Annotated in this window: 19 protein-coding genes; 16 read left to right on the forward strand and 3 right to left on the reverse strand. The window is 70.6% G+C overall.

Annotated features, from left to right (window positions below; all coding sequences use genetic code 11):
- On the reverse strand, positions 1-702 hold the full coding sequence (locus ACIQM3_RS31535; protein ID WP_401630386.1) for a DUF2470 domain-containing protein: 702 nt from the start codon (positions 700-702) through the stop codon (positions 1-3).
- A gap of 188 nt (positions 703-890) precedes the next feature.
- Between ACIQM3_RS31535 and rpsD the strand changes: the two genes are divergently transcribed.
- Positions 891-1,505, forward strand: a complete 615-nt coding sequence (gene rpsD / locus ACIQM3_RS31540) for a 30S ribosomal protein S4 (RefSeq protein WP_099176856.1) — start codon at positions 891-893, stop codon at positions 1,503-1,505.
- 14 nt (positions 1,506-1,519) lie between these two features.
- Here the strand turns inward: rpsD and ACIQM3_RS31545 are convergent, their stop codons facing one another.
- A complete protein-coding gene (locus tag ACIQM3_RS31545) occupies positions 1,520-3,778 on the reverse strand; it encodes an ATP-binding protein (RefSeq protein WP_401630388.1) in 2,259 nt (752 codons plus the stop codon).
- 240 nt (positions 3,779-4,018) lie between these two features.
- Here ACIQM3_RS31545 and ACIQM3_RS31550 point away from each other — a divergent pair, with 240 nt between their 5' ends.
- The 13 genes from ACIQM3_RS31550 to nusB all read left to right on the forward strand — a co-directional run bounded on the left by ACIQM3_RS31550 (position 4,019) and on the right by nusB (position 17,134).
- Positions 4,019-4,474, forward strand: a complete 456-nt coding sequence (locus ACIQM3_RS31550; RefSeq protein ID WP_401630632.1) for a DUF948 domain-containing protein — start codon at positions 4,019-4,021, stop codon at positions 4,472-4,474.
- A gap of 7 nt (positions 4,475-4,481) precedes the next feature.
- The gene (locus ACIQM3_RS31555) at positions 4,482-4,778 is read left to right on the forward strand and encodes a hypothetical protein (RefSeq protein WP_401630390.1); all 297 of its coding nucleotides are present in this window, start codon (positions 4,482-4,484) and stop codon (positions 4,776-4,778) included.
- On the forward strand, positions 4,778-7,447 hold the full coding sequence (gene alaS, locus ACIQM3_RS31560; protein ID WP_401630392.1) for an alanine--tRNA ligase: 2,670 nt from the start codon (positions 4,778-4,780) through the stop codon (positions 7,445-7,447). The genes ACIQM3_RS31555 and alaS overlap by 1 nt, the downstream gene beginning before the upstream one ends.
- Positions 7,448-7,455: 8 nt before the next feature.
- A complete protein-coding gene (gene ruvX / locus ACIQM3_RS31565; protein WP_401630634.1) occupies positions 7,456-7,929 on the forward strand; it encodes a Holliday junction resolvase RuvX in 474 nt (157 codons plus the stop codon).
- A 100-nt stretch (positions 7,930-8,029) separates the two neighbouring features.
- A complete protein-coding gene (gene mltG / locus ACIQM3_RS31570; protein ID WP_401630393.1) occupies positions 8,030-9,709 on the forward strand; it encodes an endolytic transglycosylase MltG in 1,680 nt (559 codons plus the stop codon).
- Positions 9,696-10,538 carry a shikimate dehydrogenase gene (locus ACIQM3_RS31575; protein ID WP_401630394.1) on the forward strand — a complete coding sequence of 281 codons (843 nt, stop codon included), beginning with the start codon at positions 9,696-9,698 and terminating at the stop codon, positions 10,536-10,538. Before mltG ends, ACIQM3_RS31575 begins: the two co-directional genes overlap by 14 nt.
- 147 nt (positions 10,539-10,685) lie before the next feature.
- On the forward strand, positions 10,686-11,870 hold the full coding sequence (aroC, locus tag ACIQM3_RS31580) for a chorismate synthase (RefSeq protein ID WP_393765791.1): 1,185 nt from the start codon (positions 10,686-10,688) through the stop codon (positions 11,868-11,870).
- Entirely contained in the window at positions 11,867-13,513 is a 1,647-nt protein-coding gene (gene aroB / locus ACIQM3_RS31585; protein ID WP_401630396.1) for a 3-dehydroquinate synthase, read from the forward strand. Before aroC ends, aroB begins: the two co-directional genes overlap by 4 nt.
- The gene (gene aroQ, locus ACIQM3_RS31590) at positions 13,510-13,953 is read left to right on the forward strand and encodes a type II 3-dehydroquinate dehydratase (RefSeq protein ID WP_401630398.1); all 444 of its coding nucleotides are present in this window, start codon (positions 13,510-13,512) and stop codon (positions 13,951-13,953) included. The genes aroB and aroQ overlap by 4 nt, the downstream gene beginning before the upstream one ends.
- 107 nt (positions 13,954-14,060) lie before the next feature.
- On the forward strand, positions 14,061-14,882 hold the full coding sequence (locus tag ACIQM3_RS31595) for a Pro-rich N-terminal domain-containing protein (protein WP_401630400.1): 822 nt from the start codon (positions 14,061-14,063) through the stop codon (positions 14,880-14,882).
- Between the two features lie 69 nt (positions 14,883-14,951).
- Entirely contained in the window at positions 14,952-16,058 is a 1,107-nt protein-coding gene (locus ACIQM3_RS31600) for a M24 family metallopeptidase (RefSeq protein ID WP_401630402.1), read from the forward strand.
- A 75-nt stretch (positions 16,059-16,133) separates the two neighbouring features.
- Entirely contained in the window at positions 16,134-16,700 is a 567-nt protein-coding gene (gene efp, locus ACIQM3_RS31605; RefSeq protein WP_014044814.1) for an elongation factor P, read from the forward strand.
- A gap of 2 nt (positions 16,701-16,702) precedes the next feature.
- A complete protein-coding gene (nusB, locus tag ACIQM3_RS31610) occupies positions 16,703-17,134 on the forward strand; it encodes a transcription antitermination factor NusB (protein ID WP_073751719.1) in 432 nt (143 codons plus the stop codon).
- Positions 17,135-17,301: 167 nt separating this feature from the next.
- Here nusB and bldD read toward each other — a convergent pair whose 3' ends face one another.
- Positions 17,302-17,802, reverse strand: a complete 501-nt coding sequence (gene bldD, locus ACIQM3_RS31615; RefSeq protein ID WP_014157378.1) for a transcriptional regulator BldD — start codon at positions 17,800-17,802, stop codon at positions 17,302-17,304.
- Between the two features lie 221 nt (positions 17,803-18,023).
- On the opposite strand from bldD, the gene pyrR reads away from it, so the two are divergent.
- Together pyrR and ACIQM3_RS31625 are read left to right on the forward strand one after the other, a co-directional pair.
- Complete coding sequence (gene pyrR, locus ACIQM3_RS31620) at positions 18,024-18,608, forward strand: bifunctional pyr operon transcriptional regulator/uracil phosphoribosyltransferase PyrR (RefSeq protein WP_401630405.1); 585 nt, start codon at positions 18,024-18,026, stop codon at positions 18,606-18,608.
- Positions 18,609-18,698: 90 nt separating this feature from the next.
- The gene (locus ACIQM3_RS31625) at positions 18,699-19,715 is read left to right on the forward strand and encodes an aspartate carbamoyltransferase catalytic subunit (protein ID WP_401630406.1); all 1,017 of its coding nucleotides are present in this window, start codon (positions 18,699-18,701) and stop codon (positions 19,713-19,715) included.
- Position 19,716 lies beyond the last annotated feature (1 nt).

A 19,716-nucleotide genomic window follows, 5' to 3' on the forward strand; every position in this document is an offset into this window, starting at 1 on the left:
TCAGCAGGCCGCCGCTTCGAAGAGGGTGTGCATCGCGCGGCGCAGTCCGGTGATGTCGCGTACGGGCTCGGGAAATTCGAACCGGGCGTCGAAGCATGCGTCGCGGCCGTCGACGAACCGCACCCGGAGCCCGAAGCGGTCGAGCGCGACCGGGACGGCGCCCAGCCGGTGCTCCGCGCAGCCGCAGTCGGCCCGGTCACCGAGCAGCGCGGACAGAGTGGCCATCCGCTCGCTGTGCGCGGCGTGCAGATGCTGGAGCAGCTCGGCCTCATGGGCGACCAGCGGATCGGCGACGGCGTCGCGGAAGGCCTCCGGCTCCACCTCGTCGAACCCCCACAGGTCGTCGACCGACGCCTCCCCGGTCTCCAGCCGGAGCATCATCCGGCCGGGCTCCGCGAGCCCCGGCACGGCGGTGAGCCAGCCGCCGATCCGGACGCGGCCGCGGATCCGGTGCGGGACCGAGACCGGAGCCACATCGGTGATCTCCAGCACAGCGGTCAGCTCGTCGCCCTGGGCGCGCGTCGCGGCCCGTACGACCGGGGAATCCACGGGGAAGGCGAGGAAGAGATCCCCCTCGGGACCGATGCTCCTGTCGGCGGGCATCAGCTGGTCCGGGTGGATCACCGACAGCCCCGGTACGAGCAGCACCGCGGAGCAGGTACTCTGTACGAGAGTTCGTGTGCGCTCGGCTGCTGACGGCATCCGAGTGTTTTCAAGCCCGCTGGGACGCGGCTGACCACGATCAGATCGGCCTTCCGTCGTAGCAGCACCTTCTGGTGTGCTGCCGCTGTCTGTGCTGTCCGTGACGTGTGTGGTGTTCCCAGGGCGAGACATGCGATCTCCTTGAGTAAGGTAAGCCTAACCTAACCTACAACGGAGGTCTGGAGAACGTGCCTAACCAGTCGCGTCCCAAGGTCAAGAAGTCGCGTGCCCTCGGCATCGCCCTGACGCCGAAGGCTGTCAAGTACTTCGAAGCCCGCCCCTACCCGCCGGGCGAGCACGGCCGTGGCCGCAAGCAGAACTCGGACTACAAGGTCCGTCTGCTCGAGAAGCAGCGTCTGCGTGCGCAGTACGACATCAGCGAGCGCCAGATGGCGCGCGCCTACGACCGCGCCCGTAAGGCCGAGGGCAAGACGGGCGAGGCGCTGGTCGTCGAGCTCGAGCGCCGCCTCGACGCCCTGGTCCTGCGTTCGGGCATCGCCCGCACCATCTACCAGGCCCGTCAGATGGTCGTCCACGGCCACATCGAGGTCAACGGTGGCAAGGTCGACAAGCCGTCCTTCCGCGTGCGCCCCGACGACGTCGTGCAGGTCCGCGAGCGCAGCCGCGCCAAGGTACCCTTCCAGGTGGCCCGCGAGGGTGGCTACGACACCGACGGTGAGACCCCGCGCTACCTCCAGGTGAACCTGAAGGCCCTGGCCTTCCGCCTGGACCGGGACCCGAACCGCAAGGAAATCCCGGTCATCTGCGACGAGCAGCTCGTCGTCGAGTACTACGCCCGCTGACGCAGGCGTAGCTCTCAACCGAGCTCGGGCCCGCCCCTCCTTGTTGTCCGGGAGGCGGCGGGCCTTCGCTTTTCCCCGGCCGCCCCGGCACCGGACGTTCCCTCCGGGGCCGTGCCGTCGCCCTCCGGGGCCGCGCCGGGCTCGTCCGGAACCGCGCAGGCGTCCTCCAGGCCCGGGGCGTCGACCGCACCGGCCCCGAGAGCCCGTGTCACCGCCGCCGAGGCGTCCAGCCGGCGGCCCGAGCGCCGTTCCGCGTCGTACCGCTCGTCGCCGAGCTCGCCCCGCGCCCGCTCCTCGCACTCGGCCCGGGGCCTTCCGTAGTGGACGGAGCCGAAGAGCGGCAGGCCCACCGACGGCCAGATCCGGTCCGCCGCGCCCTGGAGCACCGCCGCCTCCGCCGCGTTCCCCTCGGCCACCGTGATGAGGGCCAGCAGCTCCAGGGAGAGGACCGTGCCGAGCAGATCGTGGAAGGCGTGCGCGATGGACAGGGACTCCCCGAGCATCCGGCGCGCCCGCCCGCTCGCCCCGGACTGGAGCGCCGCGAAGCCCAGGACGTACAGCGCGTAGGCCAGAGCCCACCGCTCACCGTGGTCCTCGCAGATCTCGCGGACCTCGTCACAGATCGCCGCGGCCGTGTCCAGGTCCCCGCGGAACGCCACGGCCATGCCCAGCTCGACCTGGGCCATCAGCACATTGCTGTTCAGTTCGCCGATCTTCCGGTAGCGCCCGAGCGCCTCGCGCAGCAGCTCCTCCGCCCGGACCGGGTCGTCCGTGACGATCGAGAGGCAGCCCGTGCGGTGCACGGCGTAGGCCACAGCGGTGGCGTCCCCCGAGTGCTCGCCCTCCTCGCGGCACTCCTGCAGCGCCGACACCGCGCCGACCGGATCTCCCTGCAGCACGGCGACGTACCCGAGCACCCAGAGGGCCTTCAGCCGCGAGTGGTCGTACGGGGACTCCGCCTCCAGGACGTGGTCCAGCCAGTGGCGGCCCTCCGAGAGGCGTCCGCAGCCCACCCAGTAGAACCAGAGCGTGCCCGCCAGATACTGCGCGAGATGGACCTCCTCCGGGCTCTCCATCGAGCACTCCATCGCGCGGCGGAGGTTGGGCAGTTCGCTGTCGACCCGGGCGGCGGCTTCCGCCTGCCGGGGGCTGAACCAGTCGAGCTCGCACCAGGTGGCGAGCCCCAGATACCAGTCCCGGTGCCGCCGGCGCAGCCGCTCGGCGTCCCCGGTCGCGCGCAGCCACTCGGCGCCGTACTCCCGCACGGTGTCCAGCAGCCGGTAGCGGCTGCCGACAGGCGAGTCCTCGCGCAGCACCACGGACTGCGCCAGCAGCTCGTCCAGCACGTCCAGCACGGAGTCGACCGGCAGGCAGGGGCCGCTGCAGATGTACTCGACCGCCTCCAGGTCGAACTGCCCCGCGAACACCGAGAGCCGCGCCCACAGCAGCCGTTGCTCGGGCGTGCACAGCTCATGGCTCCAGCCGATGGCCGTACGCAGCGTCCGGTGGCGGGGGAGTGCGCTCGGACTGCCGCCGGTCAGCAGCCGGAAACGGTCGTCCAGGCGGTGCAGCACCTGCTCCATCGTCAGGGCCCGCAGCCGCCCGGCGGCGAGCTCCAGCGCCAGCGGGATGCCGTCGAGGCGGCTGCAGAGCTCCCGCGCGGTCTCCAGATCGCCACCGGCCGGCCGGAACCCGGGGCGCACCGCGGCGGCGCGCCGGGTGAAGAGTTCCAGGGCGTCGTCGTCCGTCATCGGCAGCAGCGGAAACGCGAGTTCACCGTCCACCCGCAGGGGACGGCGCCCGGCGGCGAGCACCTGGAGCCGTGGAGCCCGGCGGAGCAGCTCCCGTACGAGTCCGGCGCAGGGGTCGGCGAGATGCTCGAAGCCGTCGATCACGAGCAGGAGCCGGCGCTCCGCGCAGTGCTCGATCAGCACGGTGCGGGGCGGCTTGCTGGTGTGGTCGGTGAGCCCCAACGCCTCGACGAGCGCGTGTTCGAGCAGCGCGGGGTCCTGGACAGCCGACAGCTCGGCGATCCAGACGCCATCGCAGTACCGTTTCTCCATCAGGATGGCCGCCCTGGTCACGAAGCGGGTCTTGCCGACCCCGGCCACCCCCGCCACGGTGACGAGCCTCGACTGCCGCAGGAGCGGCTCGAGTTCGGCCAGTTCGCTGTCACGTCCCACGAAGGTGTTCAGCTCGGCCGGGAGATTTCCGCGTACGGGGGCGGGCTCCGCGTCGTCGGGCGTAGGGCAGGGGCGCTGAGGGCGTCGCATGAAACACGCAGAGTACTGGCACATAAGCTCTCCGTACAATCTCCCCGCGTCCGGACCCGCGCCGCCCGCCCGTAATGCGGTACGGCGTGCGACGCCCGGCGCGATAGGCTCGGGGGACGACGATCGGCAGTGGTGGCGGCAGGCCGCCGGCCGAGCAGTGACAGGCAGATACCGGCCGGGAGAGAGTTCCGGCCGATGCGGGCGACGAGCAGAGAGCGGTGCACTGTGTCCGGTGGAGAGGTGGCCGGCATCCTGGTGGCTGTCTTCTGGGCGATCCTGGTTTCCTTCCTCGCCGTGGTACTGGTGAGACTGGCCCAGACGCTCAGGGCGACCACCGCGCTGGTGGCGGACGTGACGGAGCAGGCGGTTCCGCTGCTCGCCGACGCCTCGGCCACGCTGCGTTCCGCGCAGACCCAGCTGGACAAGGTCGACGCCATCGCGAGCGACGTGCAGGAGGTCACCTCCAACGCCTCGGCGCTCTCCACCACCGTCGCGTCGACCTTCGGCGGACCGCTCGTGAAGGTCGCCGCGTTCGGCTACGGCGTGCGGCAGGCGATCGGCCGCCGTACCGCCGCGGAGCCCGAGCCCGACCGGGCCCGCCGGACCTCCCGCCGCACCGTGATTGTCGGCCGTACCGTGCCGTCCGCCCGTGACAGGAAGCGGAACGGCCGAAGCTCCCGCGGACAGAAGGACTGATCCAGCGATGTTCCGCCGTACGTTCTGGTTCACCGCCGGCGCAGCCGCCGGTGTCTGGGCCACCACCAAGGTCAACCGCAAGATCCGGCAGCTGACCCCCGAGAGCCTCGCGGCGCAGGCCGCCGACAAGGCGATCGAGGCAGGTCACAAGCTGAAGGACTTCGCCCTCGACGTGCGTGAGGGCATGGTCAGGCGCGAGGCCGAACTGGGCGGGGCGCTGGGCATCGAGGCACCGGCCGACGCCGAACCCGCCCTCCACCGAACACTCCCCTACAACTCGAACAACCGGAATGAGGACCACTAATGGAGTCGGCTGAAATTCGCCGCCGCTGGCTGAGCTTCTTCGAGGAGCGCGGTCACACCGTCGTGCCTTCGGCGTCGCTCATCGCGGACGACCCGACTCTGCTGCTGGTCCCCGCGGGCATGGTTCCCTTCAAGCCCTACTTCCTCGGCGAGGTCAAGCCCCCCGCCCCGCGCGTCACCAGTGTGCAGAAGTGCGTGCGTACGCCGGACATCGAAGAGGTCGGCAAGACCACCAGGCACGGCACGTTCTTCCAGATGTGCGGCAACTTCTCCTTCGGTGACTACTTCAAGGAAGGGGCCATCCAGTTCGCCTGGGAGGCCCTCACCAACTCCGTGGCGGACGGCGGCTTCGGCCTCGACCCCGAGCGGCTGTGGATCACCGTCTACCTCGACGACGACGAGGCCGAGCAGATCTGGCGCGAGAAGATCGGCGTCCCGGCCGAGCGCATCCAGCGCCTGGGCAAGAAGGACAACTTCTGGTCCATGGGCGTCCCCGGCCCCTGCGGCCCGTGCTCCGAGATCAACTACGACCGCGGCCCGGAGTTCGGCGTCGAGGGCGGCCCCGCCGTCAACGACGAGCGCTACGTGGAGATCTGGAACCTGGTCTTCATGCAGTACGAGCGGGGCGCCGGCGACGGCAAGGAGGACTTCCCGATCCTCGGCGACCTCCCGTCGCAGAACATCGACACGGGGCTCGGCCTCGAACGCCTCGCCATGATCCTGCAGGACGTACAGAACATGTACGAGACCGACACCCTGCGCGTCGTCATGGACAAGGCCACCGAGCTCACCGGTGTGCGCTACGGCGCCGAGCAGGGCTCCGACGTCTCCCTCCGGGTCGTCGCCGACCACATCCGTACGTCGGTGATGCTCATCGGCGACGGCGTCACCCCGGGCAACGAGGGCCGTGGCTACGTCCTGCGCCGCATCATGCGCCGCGCCATCCGCAACATGCGGCTCATGGGCGCCACCGGCCCGGTCGTCCGTGAGCTCGTCGACGTCGTCGTCGACACCATGGGGCAGCAGTACCCGGAGCTGATCACCGACCGCAAGCGCATCGAGACCGTCGCCCTCGCCGAGGAAGCCGCCTTCCTCAAGGCCCTCAAGGGCGGCACGAACATCCTCGACACCGCCGTCACCGAGACCAAGGCCTCCGGTGGCAAGGTCCTGGCCGGCGACAAGGCGTTCCTGCTCCACGACACCTGGGGCTTCCCGATCGACCTCACGCTGGAGATGGCCGCCGAACAGGGCCTCTCGGTCGACGAGGACGGCTTCCGCCGCCTGATGAAGGAGCAGAGGGAGCGCGCCAAGGCCGACGCCAAGGCCAAGAAGACCGGGCACGCCGACCTGTCGGCCTACCGCGAGGTCGCCGACAACTCCGGCGTCACCGAATTCACCGGGTACACCTCCGTCGAGGGCGAGTCGAAGATCGTCGGCCTCCTCGTCGACGGCGTGCCCTCGCCCGCCGCCTCCGAGGGCGACGACGTCGAGGTCGTCCTCGACCGCACCCCCTTCTACGCCGAGGGCGGCGGCCAGCTCGCCGACCAGGGCCGCATCCGGCTCGACAGCGGCGCCGTCATCCAGATCCGCGACGTGCAGCAGCCGGTGCCCGGCGTCTCGGTCCACAAGGGCTCGGTCCAGGTCGGCGAGGTGACGGTCGGCGCCTCCGCCTTCGCCTCGATCGACAACACCCGCCGCCGCGCCATCGCCCGCGCCCACAGCGCCACGCACCTCACGCACCAGGCGCTGCGCGACGCGCTCGGGCCGACCGCCGCCCAGGCCGGCTCGGAGAACTCGCCGGGCCGCTTCCGCTTCGACTTCGGCTCGCCCGCCGCCGTACCCGGCACGGTCCTCACCGACGTCGAGCAGAAGATCAACGAGGTCCTCTCGCGGGAGCTCGACGTCCAGGCCGAGGTCATGTCCATCGACGACGCCAAGAAGCAGGGCGCCATCGCGGAGTTCGGCGAGAAGTACGGCGAGCGGGTCCGCGTCGTCACCATCGGCGACTTCTCCAAGGAGCTGTGCGGCGGTACGCACGTCGGCAACACCGCCCAGCTGGGCCTGGTGAAGCTGCTCGGCGAGTCCTCGATCGGCTCCGGGGTGCGCCGCATCGAGGCACTGGTCGGCGTGGACGCGTACAACTTCCTCGCCAGGGAGCACACGGTCGTCGCCCAGCTCCAGGAGCTGCTCAAGGGCCGCCCCGAGGAGCTCCCCGAGAAGATCTCCGGCATGCTCGGCAAGCTGAAGGATGCCGAGAAGGAGATCGAGAAGTTCCGCGCGGAGAAGGTGCTCGCCGCCGCCGCCGGGCTCGTGGAGTCGGCCAAGGACGTACGCGGCGTCGCCCTGGTCACCGGGCAGGTGCCGGACGGCACCACGGCCGACGACCTGCGCAAGCTGGTTCTCGACGTGCGTGGGCGCATCCAGGGCGGCCGGCCGGCCGTCGTGGCCCTGTTCACCACGGCAAACGGACGCCCGCTGACGGTCATCGCCACCAACGAGGCGGCCCGCGAGCGCGGCCTCAAGGCCGGTGAGCTGGTGCGCACCGCCGCCAAGACCCTCGGTGGCGGAGGCGGCGGCAAGCCGGACGTCGCCCAGGGCGGCGGCCAGAACCCGGACGCCATCGGCGACGCCGTCGCCGCTGTCGAACGCCTCGTCACCGAGACGGCGTGACGCCCGACATGTCGCAGATGCGCCGTGGACGCCGACTCGCCGTCGACGTCGGTGACGCCCGTATCGGGGTCGCCTCGTGCGACCCCGACGGGATCCTCGCCACGCCGGTGGAGACCGTGCCGGGACGCGACGTCCCGGCCGCCCACCGGCGGCTCGGGCAGATCGTCGAGGAGTACGAGCCGATCGAGGTCATCGTCGGGCTGCCCCGCTCCCTGGGCGGCGGTGAGGGCCCGGCTGCCGCCAAGGTGCGCGCTTTCGCGCAGGTGTTCGCCCGGGCGATCGCACCTATTCCTGTACGTCTTCTGGACGAGAGGATGACCACAGTGACGGCCACTCAGGGGCTACGCGCTTCGGGCGTGAAGTCCAAGAAGGGTCGGTCTGTCATCGACCAGGCTGCCGCTGTGGTGATCCTTCAGAACGCTCTGGAGTCCGAACGGGCGTCAGGCACCGCACCCGGCGAGGGCGTCGAGGTGGCTGTCTGATCGCGATACGGTAACGTTCCGCGCGATGCGCCGGTGTTCGAACAGACACCGCACAGCAAAGCGAAGAGACGGAGCGTCGTCTCGCGGCTCAAGGGGATCGATGACTGAGTATGGCCGGGGCTCCGGCTCCGAACCGTGGCATCCCGAGGACCCCTTGTACGGGGACCAGGGATGGGGAGGCCGTGAGGCTGCCCACGGCCAGGGCCAGTACGAAGGCCAGCAGCAGCCCTACGCCCAGGACCCGTACGCCCAGCAGGGCTACCAGCAGGATCCGTACGCACAGCAGCCGCAGCACCAGCACGACCCGTACGTGCAGCAGTACCAGCAGCCGTACGGCGCGCCACAGGATCCGTACGCCCAGCAGCAGCCGCAGTACGACGGCGGCTGGGACACCGGCCAGCAGGCGGCGATGCCGTACGGGGCGCAGCAGTCCCCGTACGGCAACAACCCCGGCTACGGCGAGCAGGGCGACTACTACGGCACCCCCGAGGCATACCCTCCGCCGCAGCCCCCGGGGCATCGCGAGGAGCCCGCGCAGCAGCAGAGTCCGGACTGGGATCCGGAGGTGCCGCAGGAGGAGACGCATCCCTTCTTCACAGGCGTGGACGCACCGGCCGACGCGCGCGGTTCCCGGGATGACGACGAGTACGACGACGACCCGCGCGAGTCCCGCCGGGGCGGCGGCGAGCGCCGTGGCAAGGGCAAGAAGAAGAGCCGCAACGGCTGCGCGTGCCTGGGCGTCGCGGCGGTTCTGGTCGGCGGTCTCGGGGGAGTGGGCTACTTCGGCTACTCGTACTACCAGGGTCAGTTCGGGGAGGCCCCGGACTACGCGGGGTCCGGCACGGGCACGGTCGAGGTGGAGATCCCCGAAGGCGCCCTGGGCAACGAGATCGCGAACATCCTGAAGAAGGCGGGCGTCGTCAAATCCGTCGACGCCTTCGTCTCGGCGCAGAACGGGAATCCCAAGGGGGGCTCCCTTCAGGCAGGCAGCTATCTCCTGAAGAAGGAGATGTCCGCCGACAGCGCCATCGAACTGATGCTGAACCCGAAGAGCCAGAACGGTCTGATGGTCCGCCCCGGCCAGCGCAACGACACCGTGTACTCGGACATCGACAAACGGCTTGGCCTGAAGGACGGAACGACCGCGGGGGTCGCCAAGACGAATGCGGGCAGTCTAGGGCTGCCCGACTGGGCGGACGACGACCCGGTCATAAAGGATCCGCTGGAAGGCTTCCTTTACCCCGCCACCTACGCGGTTGCGAAGGGAACGAAACCCGAGGCCGTCCTGAAGAAGATGGTCGGCCGGGCCAGTGCCGAGTACGAAAAACTCGATCTGGAAGCAACTGCCAGGAAGCATGACCTGGACGGCCCCTGGCAGGTGCTCACCGTCGCGAGTCTCGTCCAGGCCGAGGGCAAGACGCACGATGACTTCCGCAAGATGAGTGAAGTCGTCTACAACCGTCTCAAGCCCAGCAACACCGAGACGAACCAGTTGCTCCAGTTCGACTCGACGTTCAATTACCTCAAGAAGCAGAGCAAAATCGATATCAGCGTGTCCGAGATCCACAAGAACAAGGATCCGTACAACACCTATACGCAGCGGGGCCTCACCCCCGGGCCCATCAGCAACCCGGGCACCGACGCGCTGGCCGCGGCGCTGAACCCGACCGCGGACGGCTGGATCTACTTCGTGGCGACCGACGGGCAGCACAAGACCGAGTTCGCCAAGACCTACGACGAGTTCCTGAAGCTCAAGGAAAAGTTCGATGCACTCGAATGAGGCCCGGCGGGCAGCCGTCCTCGGCTCGCCCATCGCCCACTCCCTCTCGCCCGTCCTGCATCGCGCCGCGTACGCGGAGCTGGGGCTGGACAACTGGACGTACGAGCGCTTCGACGTGGACGAGGCGGCGCTCCCCGGCTTCGTCGAAGGGCTGGACCCGTCCTGGGCGGGGCTCTCCCTGACCATGCCGCTCAAGCGGGCGGTCATCCCGCTGCTGGACGGCATCAGCGACACGGCGGCGTCGGTCGAGACCGTCAACACGGTCGTCCTCACCGAGGACGGCCGCCGGACCGGCGACAACACGGACATCCCCGGCATGGTCGCCGCCCTGCACGAACGCGGGGTCGAGAAGGTCGAGTCCGCCGCCGTCCTCGGCGCCGGAGCCACGGCGTCCTCGGCGCTGGCCGCCCTCTCCGTGATCTGTACGGGCCCGGTCACCGCGTACGTGCGCAGTGCGGCACGGGCCGACGAGATGCGTGGCTGGGGCGAGCGTCTCGGTGTCGACGTCAGGCCGGCGGACTGGGCCAGGGCCGACGAGGCCCTGTACGCACCCCTGGTGATCGCCACCACGCCGGCCGGCACGACGGACGCCTTGGCCGGCGCCGTCCCGACCGCACCCGGCACCTTGTTCGACGTGCTGTACGAGCCCTGGCCGACGGCCCTCGCCTCACGCTGGTCGGCGGCCGGGGGAGCGGTCGTCGGAGGGCTCGACCTCCTCGTCCACCAGGCGGTTCTCCAGGTCGAGCAGATGACCGGACGGAGCCCCGGCCCGCTCAATGTCATGCGGGCGGCCGGCGAGCAGGCACTGGCGGCACGGGAACGCCGCTAGCCCCCTCCGAAACGGGCCGTGAAACGTCCGTCTGCTGGACCGGCGGCCGGTCGGCCCTCCCGATCGTGGGAGGATCGGGGGCGGCGGGCCAGGGCCGCGCACCCGGTCGCGCCGTTGCAGTTACAGGCGCGAGCATGAGGAGCACCGTTGAGCAGGTTGCGCTGGCTGACCGCCGGAGAGTCGCACGGCCCCGCACTGGTGGCGACGCTGGAGGGTCTTCCCGCCGGTATCCCCGTCACCACGGAGATGGTGGCGGACGCGCTCGCCAGGCGACGGCTCGGTTACGGGCGCGGCGCCCGGATGAAGTTCGAGCGAGATGAGGTCACCTTCCTCGGAGGTGTCCGGCACGGCCTGACCATGGGCTCGCCGGTCGCCGTCATGGTGGGCAACACCGAGTGGCCCAAGTGGGAGCAGGTCATGTCGGCCGACCCGGTCGACCCCGACGTGCTGGCCGCCCAGGCCCGTAACGCCCCGCTGACCCGTCCCAGGCCCGGTCACGCCGACCTGGCCGGGATGCAGAAGTACGGCTTCGACGAGGCCCGGCCGATCCTGGAGCGCGCCAGCGCCCGGGAGACCGCCGCTCGCGTCGCTCTCGGCGCCGTCGCCCGCTCCTACCTCAAGGAGACCGCGGGCATCGAGATCGTCTCCCACGTCGTCGAGCTGGCCGCGGCCAAGGCGCCCTACGGCGTCTACCCCAAGCCCTCCGACGTCGAGCGGCTCGACGCCGACCCCGTGCGTTGCCTGGACGCCGACGCGTCGAAGGCGATGGTCGCGGAGATCGACCAGGCCCACAAGGACGGCGACACCCTCGGGGGAGTCGTCGAGGTGCTGGCGTACGGCGTTCCGGTCGGCCTGGGCTCGCACGTGCACTGGGACCGCAGGCTCGACGCCCGTCTCGCCGCCGCGCTGATGGGCATCCAGGCCATCAAGGGCGTCGAGGTCGGCGACGGCTTCGACCTCGCCCGGGTGCCGGGCTCCAAGGCGCACGACGAGATCGTGGCCACCGAGGATGGGATCAGGCGCACCTCCGGCCGCTCCGGCGGCACCGAAGGCGGGCTGACCACCGGTGAGCTGTTGCGGGTCCGCGCCGCGATGAAGCCCATCGCCACCGTGCCCCGCGCACTCGCCACGGTCGACGTCGTCACCGGCGAGGCGGCCAAGGCCCACCACCAGCGTTCCGACGTGTGCGCCGTGCCGGCCGCCGGGATCGTCGCCGAGGCGATGGTCGCCCTGGTGCTGGCCGACGCGGTGGCGGAGAAGTTCGGCGGCGACAGCGTCGCCGAGACCCACCGCAACGTGCAGTCGTACCTCTCCCACCTCCAGATCCGGTGAGCGGCCCGCTGATCGTCCTCGTCGGCCCGATGGGGGTCGGCAAGTCCACGGTGGGGGAGCTGCTCGCCGAGCGGCTCGGCACCACCTACCGGGACACCGACGCCGATGTCGTGGCCACCGCCGGCAAGTCGATTCCCGAGATCTTCTTCGACGAGGGTGAGGAGCGCTTCCGGGCCCTGGAGCGCGAGGCCGTACGGGAGTCCGTCGCCGGTCACCGAGGCGTCCTCGCGCTCGGCGGCGGGTCCGTCCTCGACGAGTCGACGCGCGCGCTGCTCGCCGGCCACCGGGTCGTCTATCTCTCGATGGACGTGGACGAAGCGGTCAAGCGGGTCGGGCTGAACACCGCCCGTCCGCTGCTCGCCGTCAACCCGCGACGGCAGTGGCGCGAACTCATGGACGCCAGACGCCATCTGTACGAGGAAGTGGCGGGCGTGACCGTCGCCACCGACGAACGCGCTCCCGAAGAGGTCGCCCAGGCGATCCTCGACGCACTGGAACTGCCGGAGCGTACAGGCGGGCCCGTACCGTCCGACCAGGAGAAGACACGCATGACCGAGCAGGGCACCACACGCATCCAGATCGCCGGCACGGCAGGCACCGACCCGTACGAGGTGCTCGTCGGCCGCCAGCTCCTCGGCGAGCTGCCGAACCTCATCGGTGAGCGTGCCAAGCGGGTCGCCGTCCTGCACCCCGAGGCGCTCGCCGAGACCGGCGAGGCGGTCCGTGAGGACCTCGCCTCGCAGGGCTACGAGGCCATCGCGATCCAGCTGCCGAACGCCGAGGAGGCCAAGACCGTCGAGGTCGCCGCCTACTGCTGGAAGGCGCTCGGCCAGACGGGCTTCACCCGCACCGACGTCATCGTCGGCATCGGCGGCGGCGCCACCACCGACGTCGCCGGCTTCGTCGCCGCCTCCTGGCTGCGCGGGGTGCGCTGGATCGCCGTACCGACGACCGTGCTCGGCATGGTCGACGCGGCGGTCGGCGGCAAGACGGGCATCAACACAGCCGAGGGCAAGAACCTCGTGGGCGCCTTCCACCCGCCGGCCGGTGTGCTCTGCGACCTCGCCGCGCTGGACTCGCTGCCGGTCAACGACTACGTCTCCGGCATGGCCGAGATCATCAAGGCCGGCTTCATCGCCGACCCGGTCATCCTCGACCTCGTCGAGGCCGACCCCCAGGGCGCCCGTACGCCCGCGGGGCCGCACACCGCGGAGCTGATCGAGCGCTCCATCCGGGTCAAGGCCGAGGTCGTCTCCAGCGACCTCAAGGAGTCCGGCCTGAGGGAGATCCTCAACTACGGCCACACCCTCGCCCACGCCATCGAGAAGAACGAGCGCTACAAGTGGCGCCACGGGGCGGCCGTCTCGGTGGGCATGGTCTTCGCCGCGGAGCTGGGCCGGCTCGCGGGACGCCTCGACGACGCCACCGCCGACCGGCACCGCGCCGTCCTGGAGTCCGTCGGACTGCCGCTCACCTACCGCGGTGACCAGTGGCCCAAGCTGCTGGAGAACATGAAGGTCGACAAGAAGTCCCGCGGCGACCTGCTGCGCTTCATCGTCCTGGACGGCATCGGCAAGCCCACCGTGCTGGAGGGCCCCGACCCGGCCGTCCTGCTCGCCGCCTACGGGGAGGTCTCCGCATGACGACCCGCAGGGTCTTCGTGCTCAACGGCCCGAACCTCGGACGTCTCGGCTCCCGCGAGCCCGACGTGTACGGGGCGACGTCCTACGCCGGTCTGGTCGACACCTGCCAGGCCGTCGGCAAGGCACTCGGGTTCGATGTCGACGTCCGCGAGACAAACGACGAGGGCGAGCTCATCCGCTGGCTCCACGAGGCGGCGGACGGGTCGATTCCGGTCGTCCTCAACCCGGGTGCCTTCACGCACTATTCGTACGGAATGCGGGACGCGGCAGCCCAGCGCACCGCCCCGCTGATCGAGGTGCACATCTCGAATCCGTACGCACGGGAGGAATTCCGCCACACCTCGGTGGTCGCCCCGGTGGCCACCGGGACCGTGGCAGGCTTCGGGATCGGATCGTACCGGCTGGCCCTGCGGGCCCTGGCCGACGAACTGACGGACTGACACCGGGCACTTCGTACCTCCCCCGCCCGTTCACCGAGTGGCGGCCGGGGGAGGTACGGTTGCCGTCGACCAGCGCCAGTTGCCTGCACGAGACGGAGTGGCACCGGATGCAGCACGCAGTGGGGGCTCCGCTGCCGCCGCCCCAGGGTCCCGGTAACGGGCCGTGGACGCACCAGGCCCAGCACTCGGGCCAGCCCGGCCAGGCGGGGCCGCCTCCTCCTCCCATGGCCCCCGGGCCCCAGCCGCAGGCGCCTGCGCCTGCGCCCCAGCACGCCCCGGTGCCGCCCTCCCGGGAGACCACCGGGCACATCCAGCTCCCGCCCGGCGGTCCCGTCCCGCTGCCCGCGCCGCCCGCCGACGCGGGCACCGGGGCCGCGACCCTGGCCGTGCTCCTGATCGGACCCGCGGGAGCCGGCAAGACCACGGTCGCCAAGCTCTGGGCGGGCCGCCGCCGGGTCCCCACCGCGCACGTCTCGCTGGACGACGTCCGCGAATGGGTCTGCTCCGGCTTCGCCGACCCGCAGGCCGGGTGGAACGACCACTCCGAGGCGCAGTACCGCCTGGCCCGGCGCACCTGCGGCTTCGCCGCCCGTAATTTCCTGGCCAACGGCATCTCCTGCATCCTCGACGACGCCGTCTTCCCCGACCGGCCCGTCGTGGGCCTGGGCGGCTGGAAGCGCCACGTGGGCCCTGGGCTGCTGCCCGTGGTCCTCCTGCCCGGCCTGGAGGTCGTCCTGGAGCGCAACGCGGCACGCAGCGGGAACCGCAGGCTCTCCGACGAGGAAGTCGCCAGGATCCACGGCCGCATGGCCGGCTGGTACGGCTCCGGCCTGCCGATCATCGACAACTCCACCTACGACGTCGAGACGACCGCCCGGGTCCTCGACGACGTCCTGGCCCGCTCCATAGCCAGCCCGCCGGCCTGGTAGCGGCCGCGCGGTCCCCGGTCGGGTGCGCTGACCGGGCGGGGCCCGGCCCGCGCTCGTAGGCTCGGGAACATGTCAGAGGTGTACGCCGTCCGACGCGGGCAGCTGCGTGACCGGTACGCCGCCGCCGGATCCGCGGCCGCCCTGGTCTCCCGCCCCGCCAACGTCCGCTATCTCGCGGGCGGGGCCCCGCCGGGCGCCGTGCTGCTGCTCGGCCCCGGCGAGGATGTCCTGCTCTCCCCCCGCGCGCCGACCGGGGACCCCGCCCACGGGCGCCCCGACGAGGGGCTGCGACTGACCGTCCTCCCCGACGCCGACAGCGACCCGGTGGTCACGGCGGCCGAGCTCGCGGGCCGCCTGCACGCCGAGTCCCTGTCGGTCGAGGAACACGACCTGACGGTCTCCCGCCACCGCGCCATGAGTTCCGTCGCGCCACGCCTGCGCCTCGGCGACCTGGGCAGCACGGTGGAGCAGCTTCGTCTCGTGAAGGACGAGGAGGAGATCGCCTGTCTGCGGATCGCCGCGGAGATCACCGACCAGGCGCTGGGCGAACTCCTCGAATCCATCCTGGTGGGGCGCACGGAACGCCACCTCGCCCTTGAGCTGGAGCGCCGCCTGGTGGACCACGGTGCCGACGGCCCGGCCTTCGCCACCTCGGTGGGGACAGGCCCCCACTCCGGTCTGGGCCGCCACCGGCCCACCGATCGCAGGGTCGAGGAGGGTGATTTCCTCTCCGTCTGCCTGGGAGCGAACTATCGCGGCTACCGCTGCGAGATCGGCCGGACCTTCGTCATCGGGACCAGTCCCGCGGACTGGCAGATCGAGCTCTACGACCTTGTTTTCGCCGCTCAGAGGGCTGCACGGGAGGCTCTCACCCCCGGGGCCGCCTACCGCGACGTGGACCGCGCGGCCCGCCATCTCCTGGACTCCGCGGGTCACGCGGACTGCCTCCAGCCCAGCACCGGGCACGGGGTCGGACTCGAAATCGACGAGGACCCGCAGTTGGCACCGACAGCCATGGGTAAACTGGACGCTTGTGTGCCGGTCACCGTCGAACCGGGGGTCCACCTCCCGGGCCGGGGCGGTGTCCGGATCGATGACACGCTCGTCGTGCGCCCCGAGGCGGACGGCGGACCCGAGCTACTCACCATTACGACCAAGGAGCTGCTCGCGCTCTAGGGGAACTCCTCGCGGAGGACTCCGGGCGCGCATCCTTTGTCGTCCACCAGCTTCAGTCCAGGAGATTCCGCAACCGTGGCTTCCACGAACGACCTCAAGAACGGCCTGGTGCTCAAGCTCGACGGAGGCCAGCTCTGGTCCGTCGTCGAGTTCCAGCACGTCAAGCCCGGCAAGGGCCCCGCCTTCGTGCGCACCAAGCTCAAGAACGTGCTCTCCGGCAAGGTCGTCGACAAGACGTTCAACGCCGGTGTGAAGGTCGAAACGGCCACCATCGACCGCCGCGACATGCAGTTCTCGTACATGGACGGCGAGTACTTCGTCTTCATGGACATGGACACGTACGACCAGCTCATGGTCGACCGCAAGGCCGTCGGCGACGCCGCCAACTTCCTGATCGAGGGCTTCACCGCCTCCGTGGCGCAGCACGAGGGCGAGGTGCTCTACGTCGAGCTGCCCGCCGCGGTCGAGCTGACCATCCAGCACACCGACCCGGGCGTCCAGGGCGACCGTTCCACCGGTGGCTCCAAGCCCGCCACCCTGGAGACCGGTTACGAGATCGGTGTCCCGCTCTTCATCACCACCGGCGAGAAGATCAAGGTCGACACCCGTACGGGCGACTACCTCGGCCGGGTGAACAGCTAACCGTGGCTGCCCGGAACAAGGCCCGCAAGCGTGCCTTCCAGATCCTTTTCGAGGCCGACCAGCGCGGTGAGTCCGTGCAGACGGTCCTCGCGGACTGGGTACGGCTCTCGCGGACCGACGACCGTCAGCCGCCGGTCGGTGAATTCACGATGGAGCTGGTCGAGGGGTACGCGCAGTATGCGGACCGGATCGACGACCTCATCGTCACCTATGCCGTGGACTGGGAGATCGACCGCATGCCGGTCGTCGACCGGAGCATCCTGCGGCTCGGGGCGTACGAGCTGATCTGGATGGACTCGACCCCGGACGCCGTGGTGATCGACGAGGCGGTCCAGCTCGCCAAGGAGTTCTCCACGGACGATTCCCCGACCTTCGTGAACGGCCTGCTGGCCCGGTTCAAGGACCTCAAGCCGAATCTCCGCCGGGAGCAGTAGCCTCCGGCGGCGACAAGCCGAACGAAGGGCCCACGGTCGCACGCGACCGTGGGCCCTTCGGCGTGTCCGCCCCGCGGCGGACGGACCGGGACATGAGAACGCCGGGCCGGCGGGGTCCTGGGGACCCCGCCGGCCCGGCGGCACACTCTTCGTGGTGGTGCTGGTGGTCAGCCCTCGTCGTGGGCCACGGCGCGACGCGCGTCGGCGTCCAGCACGCCCCAGCTGATCAGCTGTTCCGTGAGCACGGACGGCGACTGGTCGTAGATCACGGCCAGGGTGCGCAGGTCGTCCTGGCGGATGGAGAGCACCTTGCCGTTGTAGTCGCCGCGCTGGCTCTGGATCGTCGCCGCGTAACGCTGCAGCGGTCCGGCCTTCTCCGGCGGCACGTGGGCGAGGCGCTCGAGGTCGAGAACCAGCTTCGGCGGCGGCTCGGCGGCACCGCCAGGAGTCGTACCGGGCAGGAGCTCCTGCACCGGCACGCCGTAGAAGTCGGCCAGCTCGGCAAGGCGCTGAACGGTCACGGCGCGGTCGCCGCGCTCGTAGGAACCGACCACGACGGCCTTCCAGCGGCCCTGCGACTTCTCCTCCACGCCGTGGAGGGAGAGGCCTTGCTGGGTGCGGATGGCGCGGAGCTTGGCCCCGAGCTGCTTTGCGTATTCGCTGGACATAAGGCTCCCCGGACGCTGGAACATTCTGCGGCTGGGCCGCGTGGCTGGTAACTCACTGTGAGGTTACGCAGCGTTACTTGGCTGCGTCAAGCCGAAAGGTCCGGACTGCGGCCTCCCGGGGGCGGGGCCAGGGCCTCGCACAAGCCCTGGTAACGTGGATGACGCAATTTCGACGTCCTTTAACGTCCGTCCAGTGAGGCGGAGAAGGAGGTCCGTTTCTTATGGACGCACAGCATGACCAGACCGGCAATGCGGCACGCCCCGTTCTCGAGGCTCCCGACATCGCCCGGGCACTGACCCGAATCGCCCACGAGATCGTCGAACGCGCCAAGGGCGCCGACGACGTGGTGCTCCTCGGCATCCCGACACGGGGGGTCTTCCTCGCCCGTCGGCTCGCCGGAAAGCTCGAAGAGATCACCGGCCGGAAGACGCCGGTCGGGTCACTCGACATCACGATGTACCGCGACGATCTGCGGATGCGCCCGGCGCGTGCTCTCGCACGCACCGAGATCCCCGGTGAGGGCATCGAGGGCAGCCTCGTCGTGCTCGTCGACGACGTGCTCTTCTCCGGCCGCACGATCCGCGCCGCACTCGACGCGCTCGGCGACATCGGCCGGCCCCGTGCCGTACAGCTCGCGGTCCTCGTCGACCGGGGCCACCGCGAGCTCCCGATCCGAGCCGACTACGTCGGCAAGAACCTCCCCACGTCGCTGCGGGAGACGGTCAAGGTCCAGCTCGCCGAGGAGGACGGCCGCGACGCCGTGCTGCTCGGTGTCAAGCAGACCGTCCCGGCAGGCGAGCAGTAGCCGAGTCCCGTCCCGTGCGCCCGAGAGGCCGCACGGCCGCTTCCGCACGCCCGCCTGCCTGATCCCTCCACCCTTCACGGAGACTCCCAGATGCTGCGCCCTCCCGGGGACAACCCCCGGACACCCCGCCACCTCATCTCGGCCGCAGACCTCACCCGCGACGACGCCGTCCTGATCCTCGACACCGCCGAGGAGATGGCGAGGGTCGCGGACCGGCCGATCAAGAAGCTTCCCACCCTGCGTGGACGAACGGTCGTCAACCTCTTCTTCGAGGACTCGACCCGGACGCGGATCTCGTTCGAGGCCGCGGCCAAGCGCCTCTCCGCCGACGTCATCAACTTCTCCGCGAAGGGCTCGTCCGTCTCCAAGGGCGAGTCGCTCAAGGACACCGCCCTGACCCTGGAGGCCATGGGCGCCGACGCCGTCGTCATCCGGCACGGCGCCTCCGGAGCCCCGTACCGCCTCGCGACCTCGGGCTGGATCGACAGCGCCGTCGTCAACGCGGGTGACGGCACGCACGAGCACCCCACCCAGGCACTGCTCGACGCGTTCACGATGCGCCGCCGACTGGTCGGCCCCGACGCGGGCATCGGCCGCGACCTCGAAGGCCGCCGGATCACGATCGTCGGCGACATCCTGCACAGCCGCGTGGCCCGCTCCAACGTGCACCTGCTGCACACGCTCGGTGCGCACGTCACCCTGGTGGCCCCGCCCACCCTCGTGCCCGTCGGCGTCGAGCAGTGGCCCTGCGACGTCAGCTACCGGCTCGACGACGTGCTGCCGAAGTCGGACGCGGTGATGATGCTCCGTGTGCAGCGCGAACGCATGAACGCCGCCTACTTCCCGACCGAGCGTGAGTACTCCCGCCGTTACGGCCTGGACGGCGAGCGCATGGCCAAGATGCCGGAGCACGCCATCGTGATGCACCCCGGCCCGATGGTCCGCGGCATGGAGATCACCGCCGAGGTCGCGGACTCCGACCGCTGCACCGCCGTCGAGCAGGTGGCGAACGGCGTCTCCACCCGCATGGCCGTCCTGTACCTGCTGCTGGGCGGTTCCGAGACCGCCCTGCCGTCCGCCTCCGCCCGTACCGAGGAGAACAAGTAAC

The organism is Streptomyces sp. NPDC091271 (genome assembly GCF_044757505.1).
Classification (GTDB): Bacteria; Actinomycetota; Actinomycetes; order Streptomycetales; family Streptomycetaceae; genus Streptomyces.

Bases quoted from the DNA above. Each gene is read 5' to 3' on its own strand.
- ACIQM3_RS31535 (WP_401630386.1), bottom strand. From the start codon at position 702: ATGCCGTCAGCAGCCGAGCGCACACGAACTCTCGTACAGAGTACCTGC.
- ACIQM3_RS31545 (WP_401630388.1), bottom strand. From the start codon at position 3,778: ATGCGACGCCCTCAGCGCCCCTGCCCTACGCCCGACGACGCGGAGCCC.
- ACIQM3_RS31555 (WP_401630390.1), top strand. From the start codon at position 4,482: ATGTTCCGCCGTACGTTCTGGTTCACCGCCGGCGCAGCCGCCGGTGTC.
- alaS (WP_401630392.1), top strand. From the start codon at position 4,778: ATGGAGTCGGCTGAAATTCGCCGCCGCTGGCTGAGCTTCTTCGAGGAG.
- ruvX (WP_401630634.1), top strand. From the start codon at position 7,456: ATGTCGCAGATGCGCCGTGGACGCCGACTCGCCGTCGACGTCGGTGAC.
- mltG (WP_401630393.1), top strand. From the start codon at position 8,030: ATGACTGAGTATGGCCGGGGCTCCGGCTCCGAACCGTGGCATCCCGAG.
- ACIQM3_RS31575 (WP_401630394.1), top strand. From the start codon at position 9,696: ATGCACTCGAATGAGGCCCGGCGGGCAGCCGTCCTCGGCTCGCCCATC.
- aroQ (WP_401630398.1), top strand. From the start codon at position 13,510: ATGACGACCCGCAGGGTCTTCGTGCTCAACGGCCCGAACCTCGGACGT.
- ACIQM3_RS31595 (WP_401630400.1), top strand. From the start codon at position 14,061: ATGCAGCACGCAGTGGGGGCTCCGCTGCCGCCGCCCCAGGGTCCCGGT.
- ACIQM3_RS31600 (WP_401630402.1), top strand. From the start codon at position 14,952: ATGTCAGAGGTGTACGCCGTCCGACGCGGGCAGCTGCGTGACCGGTAC.
- bldD (WP_014157378.1), bottom strand. From the start codon at position 17,802: ATGTCCAGCGAATACGCAAAGCAGCTCGGGGCCAAGCTCCGCGCCATC.
- pyrR (WP_401630405.1), top strand. From the start codon at position 18,024: ATGGACGCACAGCATGACCAGACCGGCAATGCGGCACGCCCCGTTCTC.
- ACIQM3_RS31625 (WP_401630406.1), top strand. From the start codon at position 18,699: ATGCTGCGCCCTCCCGGGGACAACCCCCGGACACCCCGCCACCTCATC.